Source organism: Thiohalocapsa halophila (assembly GCF_016583825.1).
Classification (GTDB): Bacteria; Pseudomonadota; Gammaproteobacteria; order Chromatiales; family Chromatiaceae; genus Thiohalocapsa; species Thiohalocapsa halophila.
Map to the genome: position 1 here is coordinate 1 of NZ_NRRV01000066.1, position 12,292 is coordinate 12,292.

Genomic DNA, 12,292 nt, shown 5'->3' on the forward strand with positions numbered 1-12,292 from the left:
GGACAGCGCACGCAGTTCCTCTATCGGATGGTGCAGTTCGCCGATGCCATCGGCAAGCCGATACAACTGCTCTACTTTCCGCCTTACCACAGCAAGTACAACCCGATCGAGCGCTGCTGGGGCATCCTCGAACAACACTGGAACGGCGCCCAACTGCTCGATGCCGACACCATGCTCGAATGGGCCAAAACCATGACCTGGAAAGGTCTTCACCCCGTCGTGAACCTTTCACGCGAGGTCTACGCCAAGGGGGTCACCCTAACCAACAAGGCCAGGCGCGAAGTCGAAGCGCGGCTGCTGCGCAACCCCGATTTGCCGAAGTGGGATATCCTGATCCGACCCGCCTGCGCTCCCGCATGAGCGGTATAAAATTTTCTGGAAACCGCCTCACGCCTCGCCGGCGCCTGACACTGCGCCCAGCCGCATTATGGAGACGGTATACTTAACTCGCGCGGCCGACCGAGGTTGAAGGCATCCATGCACGAAGCCCGCCGCCTCGCCTATCTCGGTGCCATGGGCATTGACGTGTGGCGCCTGCGCGGCACAGCCCCCGCCGAGGCGCCGCCGCCGGCAACGGCGAGTGAGGCAGCCCCAGCGTACAACGCTGAGCCGATGCCGCCGGCTCGGACCACCGACGCCCCCGTCGGACCGGCAGTGCCGTCCGCGGCCGTGGCCACAGGCGAGACGCCGCCGCCCCCGAGTACAGCTCCGCCACAGACGCCGCGCGCCGACAACGACCCGCCACCCTGGACGGATGCCGACCTCGCCGGCTTGCCGGCGGACAATGCCGAGGCGATACCGCCGTCGGACCTGCCGGAAGGCGCTGTTGACGGGTCCCGGGCCGACGCCGTCGCCGCCATGGACTGGCCGGCTCTGGAGCAGGCGGTGTCCGGCTGCCGCGCCTGTGGACTCTGCGAGCGGCGGACGCAGACCGTCTTCGGCGTCGGCGACCGCAGCGCACCCGTGATGTTCATCGGCGAAGGGCCGGGTGCCGACGAGGACCGCCAGGGCGAGCCCTTCGTCGGCCGCGCCGGTCAGCTGCTGAACCGCATGCTCGCGGCGGCGGGCTTCAAGCGCGAGCAGGTCTACATCGCCAACATCGTCAAGTGCCGGCCGCCGAATAACCGCGATCCGAGCGCCGATGAAGCCCGCGCCTGCCGGGCCTATCTGGAGCGGCAGATCGCCCTGGTGGCACCCAAGCTCATCGTCTGCCTGGGGCGGGTGCCTGCCGGCAATCTGCTGAGCACCACCGAGTCCGTCGGCCGGCTGCGGGGGCGCCTCCATCGCTGTGCGCCGACGGGCACGCCCCTGCTGGTGACCTATCACCCGTCCTACTACCTGCGCTCGCCGGAGCAGAAGGCGAAGGGGTGGGAGGACCTACAGCGAATGCTGGCGTTGCTGGAGGCTGAGGGCGCAATCGCCCGATGACGGCGTTGTGGCAGCGCCGCCCTCGGCGCGATGGACACGAGTCGCGGCGGGACGCCGCTCCCACGGCAGACGGCCGAGCGTTGTGCCTGTTTGGGGGATAGACCCTGCGGCCCAGCGAAAGGCTTGCTTGATTTTCCAACACAAACAACCGAACCGCATGTTGAAGACAGTGATTTTCGTCGCCGCCGGTCTCTTCGTCCTCGCCGTCGCGGGGCTGCTGGTGTTCGTCTACGTGGTCCAGAACGTCGAGCAGCCGGACTATACGCTGGTGCGCCAGGACGGCGACTTCGAGCTGCGCGACTATCCGGCGCTCACCGTCGCCGAAGTGCGCCGGGGCGGCGCGCGCAAGCAGGCCCTGAGCGCCGGCTTCAGCCCGCTGGCGCGTTACATCTTCGCCAAGGAGCGCCCCGGGGAGAAGATCGCCATGACTGCGCCGGTCATCCAGCAGCCGGCGGCGCCGGGCTCAGCGGCGGCCGGTGCTTCGCAGTGGACCGTCGGCTTCATCATGCCCAAAGAGGCCGTGAGCGCCGGCCTGCCGGACCCGGCCAACGCGGACGTGCGCTTGAGCGAGCTGCCGCCGCGGCGCGTCGCCGCCGTGCGCTTCAGCGGGCGCACCACGGATGCGCGCACCGCCGAGCAGCGTAAGCGCTTGGAGGACTGGATCAGCACCCAGGGCTTGGACATCACCTCCGAGCCCGTCTACGCCTACTACAATGACCCGCTCACGCCGGGCCCGCTGCGGCGCAACGAGGTCCTGTTGGACGTGGCCGCCGACTGAGCCGGGCGCAGCCGCGGCCGTGGCCAACGTCGACATCCGGCGGCAGCTCCCTGCCGATGCGTCCAACGATTGCGTCAACCGGCTGCTTGCGGCGGCTTGGGCGGGCGCGGCGACCTATAACCAGACGTGCTACGAGCGCACCGGCGGCGTCGCCATGCCGCTGCGGGACGGGTGGTACGAGGAGCTCATGGCCACCGAGCCCGCCCGCGCTGCCGACTGGATCGGCACCTCGAGCCCGAGCGGAGCGCTCGGCACCGTCGAGCACCGGAACCGTCAGGGCCGGCTGCGGTGGTCCCATCATCCTTTGGTGGCCATGCTGGTGACGGCCCGGCGGTTGGCGCTCGACTGAGGGTGCCCGTAAAGCTTCGGCCGGCGCCTAGTCTGTGCTCCCGGGTGGGCCAGCTTTGGCGCCAGGCGCCCTTGTCGCGGCAAGGATGCCGCTCCCACGGGCGTCAGTTGGCGGCGCCCGTCGCGGCAAGGATGCGGCTCCCACGGCTGCAAGGCGGTGAGCGGGGCAGCATCCTGCAAGCGGTTGTTGAGGGCTTTGTCGACGCCGCAAGTGGCTGCGGCAAGTCGAGAGTCGCCGAGCGCCTCGGCGCTTCGTCCCTAATGGGGCGCGTTGGCCGGCCACTTCTCCATATGCCGGCGCATGACGTCCTTCACCGTGTTCGGGACGTTCTGGAAGGCGGCTTGGTGCATGCCGTCGGCCAGGAAGGCCGGCATGTCGTAGGGCAGCCGCCGGCCCATGTTTTCGAAGGTGCGCTCCATCAGCGCCGGGTCGAGGGACCGGGTCGCGGCGATGCCGGCGTTGAGATTGATGACGCGCCAGGGCCGCCAGGCGTCACCGCGGTCTTCGTCGAGCTGCAACCGCACCGAGACCGCCTGAATGACCTCCTCCATGAGCTCGCACAGGGCGCGAAGCTCGTCGGTCGCGCTGGTGGCGTTCACGATCATGCCGAAACCGTCGGCCACCCCCTCGAGGTTGTCAATGGTGGCGCCGCGCCGAGCCACCCAGACGCCCATGGCGGCGAACATCCGCGCCACCGTGTCACGCTTGTCCATGATCTCGATCTTGCGCACCAGGAAGGCGAGCCGGTCCAGCAGATCCAGTCCATAGGCGCAGAGCTCGTCGAGCTCGTCCTGATCCAAGTGAGCCGCACCGGCTTCTAAAGCCCCGGCGATCTGGAAGAAGTCCGACAAGGCCTGCGCCAATGCCAACGGCGATTGCCCCTCCATGACGGTCTCCGCATCCTCGGTGTTGGCGAGCACTGCTTGCGTGACTTCCAAGGCGAGGTCGGAAATGGCATCGTTTTCGATCACGAGGACATGCGTGGACACGGCGGATCACCTGCTGCTAGAAATGGGCGGCCGATCAATACGGGCCGACCTATGGCCCGCGAACCGCGGATGATCGGCCAAGCATTGCGCTGGCGCATCGGTCTTTCAACCGGGCCGAGCGCCTGCCAGCCCCGGGTCGAGCGCTCGCGCCATATCCGCCCCGCAACGCTGATCATCCGGCTTGTCACAAGGCGACATGCCGCAACATGCGGACTCGACCGCGGCCGCCGCGGGCTACGTCACCGCGCGCAAGTCGCTTCTCCGCTCACCAGTCGCATCCTTTCGGAGACCTTTATGACCGCAACCAGCGCAGACACCATTGCCGAGGGCAAGTACGTCGAGCTCACCTACCTCGTACGGGACAGCAAGACCGGCGATGTCCTCACCGAAATCACACGGCCGCTCAACTATGTGCACGGCGTGAACGAGATTCTCGCGCCGATGATCACCCGCGAGCTCGAAGGCAAGACCCAAGGGGAGCGCGTCGACCTGCTGGTGGACTGCAACGAGCTCTACGGCCCGAGAGACGAATCCCTGGTGATCACCGAGAAGGTCGCCGTGGTCCCGCGGGAGTACCGCCAGGTCGGCAGCCAGATCTTGATGGAGAACAATCTCGGTCAAATGAAAAGCTTTCTGGTGACCAAGATCGAAGGGGACACCATCACCTTCGACGGCAACAATCCCCTCTGCGGCCGAGAGGTCATCTACCAGGTGACTATCCAGTTGGTCCGCGACGCAACGGCGGAGGAGCAGCAGTATGGCGGTCAGCCCCCAGCGGCTCCCGAAGGCTAGCCCCCGTGTCGGCTGGACATAAAAAGTGCGGCGAATGCCGGCAGACGGATCGACTTCGCCGTCGTTGTGATTAGGGCAATCGGATGCTGAATGACGAGAACGATTCGGAGGGGACCTCAACCGGCGCCGGGATGCTCCACGCGGCTCCGCTCAGGCCCCCGGCGGGCGCCTTGTTGACGTGGGCGCGGCGTCCCTGCCGCAACCGCCCGCCGCTCGCGTCGCAGACGGCACTTCCGCCCGAGTCGCTGGCGCATACGCCGCGCGTATGACGCCGAGCGCCCTCAGGGACGTTTCGGGGTCTTGTACTCGACCTCTTTCTGGAGGTCGTCCCAGACCGTCTGATAGCCCACGAAGCCCTTCTCGTTGGGCTGCATCTGCTTGGTGGTATAGAACCGGGCCTTGCCTTCCGGCACCTTCGGTCTGCTCTTGGGCTGCTGACTCATGGGTCACCCTCTCTCGACATGCCAAGTTGGAATGAATGGAGCGCGCCTACTACGCAGAGGCGCTCCGGTTAGAACAGCAAGATTTCCGACGTCATCCGCGTCCGTTGAGCTGGAGGAAGCCCGGCCATACCCCGCGTCAAGCATCGCTCCGTTCTGCACGCGTTTTCACGCGGAGCCTTGCTCATGCATCTTCTGCAGCACCTCGTAGACGAACTCGTGCGTATACGCGTTTTCACCGCAGTGGGTCAGCGCGTCGTCCGCCGTGCGGAACGTCAGGTAGGGATGCACCTCAGTGCCGTCGACCTCAATCGCGGAGGTGTCATCGATCGCGCTTGCGACACTGAAGACGATGCTCGCTGTGGTCTCCTCCAGCTGTTGGCCGGCCAAGCCCGCTTCTTGCAGCTTGACCCGGATGCTCTGGGCCAGCTCGCGGACGAAGAGGACCTGTTGCTCTTCGAACAACGCCGGATCGAGGTTTAGCTGCATGTCTGTCACCTTTGTCGCAAGCACGCGCCGGCGCTCGCGTCGATCATTTGCTAAAGCGGCACGGGCTTCACGCCTGCGAGCTCGGGGCGTGGCTCGACCTTGCCACCTGCCGCGATCTCCGCGTCCGTCGCATCGCGCACCTCCAGTACTTCGAGCTTGAACACCACTTGCCGTCCACACAGCGGATTGTTGCCGTCGACGGTCAGGGTGGTCTCATCGATCCTGGTGACCAGAAAGGTTTTTCTGTTGCCCTGCTCGTTCTCCATGACAATGCTGGTGCCTACCTCGCGGTATTCTTCCGGCACGTTCTCGATGTAGTCCGTAATGACGAGGGACTCGTCCCTGGGCCCGAACAGCTTGTCACAGTCCAGCTCCACCGCGATGGTGTCACCGGCGCCTTTGCCCTCAAGCTCCGCCATGACTTGCGACGACAGCACGTCGTTGACGCCGTGCACATAGCCCAACGGGAAATCCACGCCTGTCAGTTCCTGGCCCGTTTTCGCGTCGAGGACCTGGTACTTGAGCTCGACGTACTTGCTGTGTTGGATCTTGTCTGACATGGCGCTAAAAAATCGAGGCGGCGAAAATCCGTACTTCCCCTTTCTCATAGCCGAGCACCATCCGTCCCAGCCACTCGCCTTCCTTCTTGGTGCTGCGCACGCGGTAGAGAACTGTCACATGCTCGCCGCGCCGGATGAGACCCAGAAAGTCTCGCTCTTCGACTAGGTTGCGGGACAGCTCGCTGTGGGCGAACTGCTTACCGAGCTCGACCTCGTTCAAGCCGAGGAGTAATTGGTAAGAGAACTTTCTAATAAACTTGCCGTACTGGCCCTTGTTCGAATATTGGATCAGCTCATCCCATAGCGGGTTGGCTATCTCCAGAATCTCTTCGTCTGTCTGCTCGTTGATATTCATTTCCCGTCGCTGTCTCTCAGCGTCTCAGGTGTCTTGTAGCGGACGCTTGCCCGAGTCGGCGGGTCTGACACAATCAACGCGGCTCGGTAGCCCTCTGGCCGCTGCGTTGCATTCGTGGCACTGCTCACCGATACCGCCACAGGCGACGGCCCACTTGGCCCTAGTCGCGCAAGTGCGCTGCGCCGGGAGCACAAGCCGCGGCCCCGATCCTGGAGCCGCAGCTTCAGGCCGCGCTTAGGCCGCCTCGGCCTTGGGCTCGTCCTCCACCAGATGGTAGCAGGGCGCCTTCTCCATGGTGTACTCGCCGGTCTCGGGATCGCGGTGGGACACCGTCAGCACATGCCAGTTCTCGTCATCCACCTGCATCGCGTCGCCGCGGTAGTAATAACCGGGCCAGCGCGTCTCCTTACGGAACAGGGTGTGGTGCATGACCGCCTCGGACGTCAGATGGCGGTGCTTCAGCTCCCAGGCGCGGAGCAGCTCGTGGATGTTTTCCGCCGCGAGCTTGTCCAGGTCCTCTTCCAGGAGCTTGAGCTTCTTCAGCCCCATGTGCAGCAGCTTCTCGTTGGTCATGTAGTTGACCGTGACGCCGCCGCAATACTCGTCCATCAGCTTCTGCAGACGGTCGAGGCCCTGACGCGGGTTGATGTAGTTCGGGTTGACCGAGCCGGCGGTGATCTCGTTCCGATAGATCTTGTAGTGCTCCATCGGCTTGTAGATCTCTTCCTTGCGCTGGTTGATCTGCGTATCGGAGATGCGAATCCCCTCGGCCTTGCCGTCGTCGATGTACTTGCAGGCCGCCTTGGCCGCAAGACGACCTTCCGTGAAGGAGCCTGAGGAGAACGCGTGCGGGGTCCCGCCCACGGCATCGCCGGCGCCGAACAGACCTTCCACGGTGGTCATGCGGTTGTAGCCCCAGAAGTAATCGTCCGGCGAGACATCCTCGGGACCGGAGCACCAGGCCCCGCAGCCGGTGGCGTGGGAGCCCATGACGTAGGGCTCGGAGGTGGTCAGCTCCGGGTTCTCGTATTTGGGGTTGACGTCGGTCGCCGCCCAGAGCACAGCCTGGCCGACGGTCATGCCCAAGAAGTTGTGCCAGCCGATCTCTTCGAGGTGCGGATCCTGGAAAGCCTCCATGGTGACCATGTGGATCGGCCCGCGGCCGGCGTTCACCTCGTTGATGAAGGCGTGGTTGCGCAGGCAGGTCGGGATCGGGCGATGGGTGCGGTGCGACGCTTCCACGTCCAGGTAGCGCTTGCCGACCATCTTCTCCAAGTCCGGGAACCACTTGGACTCGTACTCTTCACCCAGGCCGTTCTGCGTGTAGGTCTTGAGGTGCAGGAAGTACGCGCCCACGGGACCGTAGCCGTCCTTGAAGCGGGCCAGCACGATACGGTTCTCCATCTGCGTCATCTTCGCGCCGGCGCCGATCAGCAGGCCGTAGGCGGAGCCCGACGACCAGGGTGCGTACCAGACGCGCCCGGCGCCCTCGCCGACAGACCGTGGCTTGAAGATGTTGGACGCACCACCCGCGGCGACCACCACCGTCTTGGACTTGAAGACGTGGTAGTCGCCAGTGCGCACGTTGAAGCCGACGGCACCGGCCACCCGGTTGTCCTTGGACTCGTCCATCAGCAGGTGGGTGACGCAGACGCGGTTGAAGACCTTGTCGGCGGACTTCTTGGCGGCCTCGGCGACGATCGGCTTGTAGGACTCGCCGTGGATCATGATCTGCCAGCGGCCTTCGCGCTGATAGGCACCGGTCTTGGGGTTGCGCATCAGCGGCAGGCCCCATTCCTCGAACTGGTGCACGGTCGAGTCCACGTGGCGGGCCATGTCGAACAGGAGGTCCTCCCGCACCATGCCCATCAGATCGATACGCGCATAGCGCACATGGTCTTCCGGATTGTTCTCGCCGAAGCGGGTGCCCATGTAGCAGTTAATGGCGTACAGACCCTGGGCCACCGCACCGGAGCGATCAATATTCGCCTTCTCGGCGACGACGATCTTCTTGTCTTTGCCCCAGTAGCGGGCCTCGAACGCAGCGCCGGTACCGCCAAGGCCTGCACCACACACCAGGACGTCGATGCCGTCCTCAACAACTGTCTTGTAGCCCATTATTCGTACACCCCTGTTTTGAGTTTGAGCCCGGCCGCATCGAGCGTGTGCAGACCGCCATCATCGAACCGGATGTATTTCGGCTCGTTGTACAGGAACTGGCTGTCACGGGCCTCCTGGCTCGGCGGCGGCGCGTCGGCCAGCTGGGGAATGTGCTTGCCCCAAGGCTTGGTGGTGATCGGCGCCAGGAGATTCATGTCCTTTTCGCCGTTGCGGAAAATAATCCGCCAGGCGACGACGCCTTTTTCTTCATCGCGGCGTACCCGCACCGAGTGGCCGAGCGGCGCGAAGTCCGCGTAGCCGCGAACGTCGATGGCGTTGTGCGGGCAAGCCTTGACGCAGGAGTAGCACTCCCAGCACATGTTCGGCTCGATGTTGTAGGCACGGCGCACCTTCGGATCGATGTGCATGATATCCGAAGGGCAAATGTCGACACACTGGCCGCAACCGTCGCAGCGAGTCATGTAAACAAAGGTTGGCATATTGAATTCCTCTGCGTGACTTGAGTCAGCGGCTCGGCATCAGTAGTGGCTCGGCGCTTCGCGCTTGATGCCGAGACCCATGTTCGGCGGGTTGTCGCCCATGTACTCGGGAATGTCAGGGTAACGCTCCTTGCACTCGGCACTGGATAGGTCGGGAATCTCGGGCAGCTTGTCATGCGAGCCATCGGCGACCGCGACCTTCTTCTGGAAAGCAGCCGCGGGCTTGAAGAACATGTGCGCGAACTTCGACCACAGGATGGTGCTGAACAGCGTGGTGGCTGCAACGATGAAGACTAGGAAGGCGAGGATGCTGAGCACCGAGGCGGCGCCGGTGATGGCCTGCAGGAAAGACCAGACCAGCGCGAAGGTGGCCATCAGCAGCAGCGACACGATGAAGAGGTCGGACTGGTGCACGTTGTGCCACTCGTTGCCCTCGGAGCGCACATCGACCCGGATCTTGAACCAGAACCAGTAGCCCCCGATACAGATGGACAGGGCGCCCAAGTGCCAGAGCAGCGCTGACAGCGCGAAGCCCTCGCCCTCCGCGGCCGGCAGGCCGAAGATCAGCATGGCCGTGGTCACGACGAAGAAGATGAAGCCCCACATGGTGAACAGGTGGGAGACACGGCGGTCGCGGTTTTCGAACTCGCTGGAGGTGAGCACCTCGTTGGTGAAGGTGCTGACGGCCAGGCCGAGCTTCTCGCCGCTGGTGACTTCGCGCTTGGCGATCTTCTTCAGCGCCTGACCTTTCTCGAAGAAGTATTGACCACTCTTCTTATGGACGACGTCGAGCAAAGTGCCGCCGATGACCAGAAAGACCATCAGCACGACATAGGCTTGCATGACCCCCGGTTCCAGCGGGAGGCTCGCAGATAGAACCTCGAAAGGGTTACTTGTGATCATTGGATGGTGACTCCACTTGGCTGGTGTCCTTGACTACCTCAAGGAAAAATGACCCGAGCCGCCCTTGCATCAGGTCAACAAGCTGTGCCGACGGAACGAATATCTCACCGCTCTACTGGGGCATCGACGGGTTTGAAACGCTTTCCGGCGACAGCGACCCCGCAGTCTAAGCCTTTCAGCATATACTGCGCGACTCATACATTTTTCGGGCACCATAACCGCGGCTAATGGGTGCGGAGCACCGGGGCTGCGCCAGCCTAGGTAGCGGTTTTCCCGAGGATTGACGACAGGAGGGTCAGAATGCTGAGGCGTCGCGCGCGGTAAGGCGCCTCACGAGCGCTCGGCCGCATGCCGACTCTGCACCGCTCCGACTCCCTAGGCCCCGCCGGGCCTCCGAGGCCGTCACGGACCAGACCCCCTCGGGGCTAGTCGCCGTCGTCGAAGGGGTCGTCGGACAGCAGGCCCGCGATGACGGGCGCGTAGGTCAGGACGGCGCCCTGCAAGATGCCCAGGTCATCGATAGCCGCCGAGAGCCGGGGCAGCAAGGTGCCATCCTCCGGACGCTCTAGCATCTCCTGCAAAACAGCGACTACCGCACGGATATCCTCGGCGCCGAGATACCGCTCGAGCATCACCAGGGATTCCTCGATGCTCGCCGTGTCGACGCTGCGACCCGCTCCTGTCATCGCGCTACACCCACGCCAGCGACGGTGCAACGGCCCAGGCGCGACCCGCGGGCCTCCTCCCGTCGGCCCGATCTACGCCGACGCCAGCGCAAGACAACGGCGCCCGCTGCGGCTCGGGCCGAGGCCCAAAGCCCGGCGCATGCAAGGCCGACGCCATCATTGGTACAGCACCCCGTCCCGGCGTCCCATCGCATAGGCTGTCTCGCCGGCCGCCATCCGCAGTCGCGCTTCGATACGGATCTTGTCCATGACCTGGTGGTCGGCCACTTCCGGATAGAGGGGATAGAAGCGCGCGACATCCAAGGCATTGGCCTTTGCGGCCTCTTCCATGCGCCGGCGCTCCTCCATGCCCACGCCGTGCAGCATCAGCAAACGGGGCGCCTGGCGGGCGAGATAGCGCTGACAGAGATCGCGCTGCTCGTCACCCTCCCAATCCTCGCGGATCAGAAACGGCGGAAACTCCTCACCGTCGTGGTACCGGCGCGTGAACCAACGCGCTTTGGGCTTGGTGCCCGCGCGCTCGGCGACGCTGCGCTCGAGCCGGTAGTTCACCGGGCCGTAGGATCGGCTCCGCTCGGCCTCGGTGGTGTCGATGGGCATCACGGCCGCCGGCAAAGCCGTCCACTCAGTGAGCCTTGGAAACGAGGCCATCTCCGATGCGTCCACGCAGGAGAAGATCAGGGCCAGCGGCGAATCGTCTTTCGGATCCAGCAGCCAATATTCGTACCGGTCGGCGGCCTCGAACGGCAGCGTCGCCCCAAGCAGGAATTGCGCCAGCTCGATAATGCGTTGATCGACTTCGCCCTCATCCGTGCTGGGATTATCGATGACGCGCTGGAGATCGCAATGCCGGATGTGCGCCGCCCGCGTAAAGCGGCCCCGCTGCTGCCCCGGGCTCGCCCCGCCGCCACGGCCGTTGGCGTAGATGAACTGGAGCTCCCAGAGATCGCCGTCGATCGAAAGTGCGCGGGCACCTTCGGATTCGGCAATTTGCACCTGCGCCGAAAACGGCTGCAGGATGCGTTGCGAGTGCGCTGTGATCATCGGACCCGGTATCAATGTCGGAGGGGTCTGAGGCGAGCCAAGTGCCCCCTGCACGCCGCGCCTGCCGGGGAGGCAACATCGGCCCCGCCGCGCCCACCATCGTCACAAGCCTGAACGGTCGGCTGAATGTCCTCTCCCCACGAGTCTTGTGGACACCATGCGAGGGTCGGCGGTTCCATCCTATGCGCCGAGATCTGCGCGGAAACCCCAATGCTCGTGAGCGTGCTTCATGGTAACCGGAAGCTCCGCCGACACAAAGGAGCCACCCCAGCCCCGGCGCGGCTCCGCGCTGCCTCGCCGAGGCGCGCCAGACACCGGATAGCTGAGTGGCGGTGGGCACTGGCGTACGGCTCGGGCAATGCGCCAGCCGGACTGCGCAACCGGCACGCGACACGCACCGAGCAAGCGAGCGGCGGCACCGACGCCTGCAAGCCCGTCGGCGCTTGGCCTTAGATACCTGATCAGGGAAGGCCAGTGCAGCCTATGCCGTTTGCGAACAAGGTCGCGAGACCTTTAGAGGAGGCCGCGCCGAGCGCGGCAACAGCCCTGTAGATGTCTGGCTGTTCGATGTCTGGCTGGCGGATGCATGGCGGAGCTGGATCGCCTGGTGCGCGGAGCCGCCACGCCACGGTCGGTAAACGGGGAAGTTGGCGCGCCTGGCAGGATTCGAACCTGCGACCCCTGCCTTCGGAGGGCAGTACTCTATCCAGCTGAGCTACAGGCGCTTGGCAGGAACGGCAGCGAGGTTTCCGCGCTTGCTGCTGAACTGCGAAGAATAGTCTGCTCAGCCGCGGTTGTCCATGGCAGGCGACGGGCGCCGTGGGAGCGCCATCCCTGGCGCGATGAGCGGCGGGTCGCGGCGGCGACCCCGCTCCCACG

15 protein-coding genes and 1 tRNA gene are annotated in these 12,292 nt (G+C 64.8%); 5 read left to right on the top strand and 11 right to left on the bottom strand.

Going from position 1 to position 12,292, the window contains the following annotated elements; translation table 11 throughout:
- The 4 genes from CKO31_RS20605 to CKO31_RS20620 all read left to right on the top strand — a co-directional run.
- A partial coding sequence (locus tag CKO31_RS20605) for an ISAzo13-like element transposase-related protein (RefSeq protein WP_200240994.1) occupies positions 1–360 on the top strand: 360 nt, incomplete at its 5' end.
- Between the two features lie 117 nt (positions 361–477).
- Entirely contained in the window at positions 478–1,428 is a 951-nt protein-coding gene (locus CKO31_RS20610; protein ID WP_200240995.1) for a uracil-DNA glycosylase, read from the top strand.
- Positions 1,429–1,585: 157 nt separating this feature from the next.
- Positions 1,586–2,206: an SOUL family heme-binding protein gene (locus tag CKO31_RS20615; RefSeq protein ID WP_306341767.1), complete on the top strand. Its 621-nt coding sequence runs from the start codon at positions 1,586–1,588 to the stop codon at positions 2,204–2,206.
- A 19-nt stretch (positions 2,207–2,225) separates the two neighbouring features.
- Positions 2,226–2,555: a hypothetical protein gene (locus CKO31_RS20620; RefSeq protein WP_200240996.1), complete on the top strand. Its 330-nt coding sequence runs from the start codon at positions 2,226–2,228 to the stop codon at positions 2,553–2,555.
- Positions 2,556–2,812: 257 nt separating this feature from the next.
- Here CKO31_RS20620 and CKO31_RS20625 read toward each other — a convergent pair whose 3' ends face one another.
- Entirely contained in the window at positions 2,813–3,544 is a 732-nt protein-coding gene (locus CKO31_RS20625; protein ID WP_200240997.1) for a hypothetical protein, read from the bottom strand.
- Between the two features lie 294 nt (positions 3,545–3,838).
- Between CKO31_RS20625 and CKO31_RS20630 the strand changes: the two genes are divergently transcribed.
- Positions 3,839–4,336, top strand: a complete 498-nt coding sequence (locus CKO31_RS20630; RefSeq protein WP_200240999.1) for an FKBP-type peptidyl-prolyl cis-trans isomerase — start codon at positions 3,839–3,841, stop codon at positions 4,334–4,336.
- Positions 4,337–4,617: 281 nt separating this feature from the next.
- On the opposite strand, the gene CKO31_RS20635 is transcribed toward CKO31_RS20630, so the two are convergent.
- The 10 genes from CKO31_RS20635 to CKO31_RS20680 form a co-directional block, all read right to left on the bottom strand.
- Complete coding sequence (locus tag CKO31_RS20635) at positions 4,618–4,779, bottom strand: hypothetical protein (protein WP_200241001.1); 162 nt, start codon at positions 4,777–4,779, stop codon at positions 4,618–4,620.
- Between the two features lie 165 nt (positions 4,780–4,944).
- Positions 4,945–5,265 (bottom strand): hypothetical protein, encoded by a 321-nt coding sequence (locus tag CKO31_RS20640; protein ID WP_200241002.1) that lies wholly within the window; start codon positions 5,263–5,265, stop codon positions 4,945–4,947.
- Between the two features lie 50 nt (positions 5,266–5,315).
- On the bottom strand, positions 5,316–5,825 hold the full coding sequence (locus CKO31_RS20645) for an FKBP-type peptidyl-prolyl cis-trans isomerase (protein ID WP_200241004.1): 510 nt from the start codon (positions 5,823–5,825) through the stop codon (positions 5,316–5,318).
- Between the two features lie 4 nt (positions 5,826–5,829).
- Positions 5,830–6,180: a hypothetical protein gene (locus tag CKO31_RS20650; protein WP_200241006.1), complete on the bottom strand. Its 351-nt coding sequence runs from the start codon at positions 6,178–6,180 to the stop codon at positions 5,830–5,832.
- A 234-nt stretch (positions 6,181–6,414) separates the two neighbouring features.
- Entirely contained in the window at positions 6,415–8,298 is a 1,884-nt protein-coding gene (gene aprA, locus CKO31_RS20655) for an adenylyl-sulfate reductase subunit alpha (RefSeq protein WP_200241008.1), read from the bottom strand.
- On the bottom strand, positions 8,298–8,780 hold the full coding sequence (gene aprB / locus CKO31_RS20660; RefSeq protein WP_200241010.1) for an adenylyl-sulfate reductase subunit beta: 483 nt from the start codon (positions 8,778–8,780) through the stop codon (positions 8,298–8,300). The genes aprA and aprB overlap by 1 nt, the downstream gene beginning before the upstream one ends.
- Positions 8,781–8,819: 39 nt before the next feature.
- Positions 8,820–9,683 carry an adenylyl-sulfate reductase gene (locus CKO31_RS20665; RefSeq protein ID WP_200241012.1) on the bottom strand — a complete coding sequence of 288 codons (864 nt, stop codon included), beginning with the start codon at positions 9,681–9,683 and terminating at the stop codon, positions 8,820–8,822.
- A 425-nt stretch (positions 9,684–10,108) separates the two neighbouring features.
- Complete coding sequence (locus CKO31_RS20670) at positions 10,109–10,369, bottom strand: hypothetical protein (protein ID WP_200241013.1); 261 nt, start codon at positions 10,367–10,369, stop codon at positions 10,109–10,111.
- A 156-nt stretch (positions 10,370–10,525) separates the two neighbouring features.
- The gene (locus tag CKO31_RS20675; RefSeq protein WP_200241014.1) at positions 10,526–11,413 is read right to left on the bottom strand and encodes a hypothetical protein; all 888 of its coding nucleotides are present in this window, start codon (positions 11,411–11,413) and stop codon (positions 10,526–10,528) included.
- A 648-nt stretch (positions 11,414–12,061) separates the two neighbouring features.
- Positions 12,062–12,138 (bottom strand) — tRNA-Arg (locus CKO31_RS20680).
- Positions 12,139–12,292: the final 154 nt, after the last annotated feature.

Excerpts from the sequence above, each read along its gene's own strand:
- aprB (WP_200241010.1), bottom strand. The coding sequence starts at position 8,780 with ATGCCAACCTTTGTTTACATGACTCGCTGCGACGGTTGCGGCCAGTGT.
- CKO31_RS20675 (WP_200241014.1), bottom strand. The coding sequence starts at position 11,413 with ATGATCACAGCGCACTCGCAACGCATCCTGCAGCCGTTTTCGGCGCAG.
- aprA (WP_200241008.1), bottom strand. The coding sequence starts at position 8,298 with ATGGGCTACAAGACAGTTGTTGAGGACGGCATCGACGTCCTGGTGTGT.
- CKO31_RS20630 (WP_200240999.1), top strand. The coding sequence starts at position 3,839 with ATGACCGCAACCAGCGCAGACACCATTGCCGAGGGCAAGTACGTCGAG.
- CKO31_RS20640 (WP_200241002.1), bottom strand. The coding sequence starts at position 5,265 with ATGCAGCTAAACCTCGATCCGGCGTTGTTCGAAGAGCAACAGGTCCTC.
- CKO31_RS20650 (WP_200241006.1), bottom strand. The coding sequence starts at position 6,180 with ATGAATATCAACGAGCAGACAGACGAAGAGATTCTGGAGATAGCCAAC.
- CKO31_RS20635 (WP_200241001.1), bottom strand. The coding sequence starts at position 4,779 with ATGAGTCAGCAGCCCAAGAGCAGACCGAAGGTGCCGGAAGGCAAGGCC.
- CKO31_RS20610 (WP_200240995.1), top strand. The coding sequence starts at position 478 with ATGCACGAAGCCCGCCGCCTCGCCTATCTCGGTGCCATGGGCATTGAC.
- CKO31_RS20670 (WP_200241013.1), bottom strand. The coding sequence starts at position 10,369 with ATGACAGGAGCGGGTCGCAGCGTCGACACGGCGAGCATCGAGGAATCC.
- CKO31_RS20665 (WP_200241012.1), bottom strand. The coding sequence starts at position 9,683 with ATGATCACAAGTAACCCTTTCGAGGTTCTATCTGCGAGCCTCCCGCTG.
- CKO31_RS20615 (WP_306341767.1), top strand. The coding sequence starts at position 1,586 with ATGTTGAAGACAGTGATTTTCGTCGCCGCCGGTCTCTTCGTCCTCGCC.
- CKO31_RS20645 (WP_200241004.1), bottom strand. The coding sequence starts at position 5,825 with ATGTCAGACAAGATCCAACACAGCAAGTACGTCGAGCTCAAGTACCAG.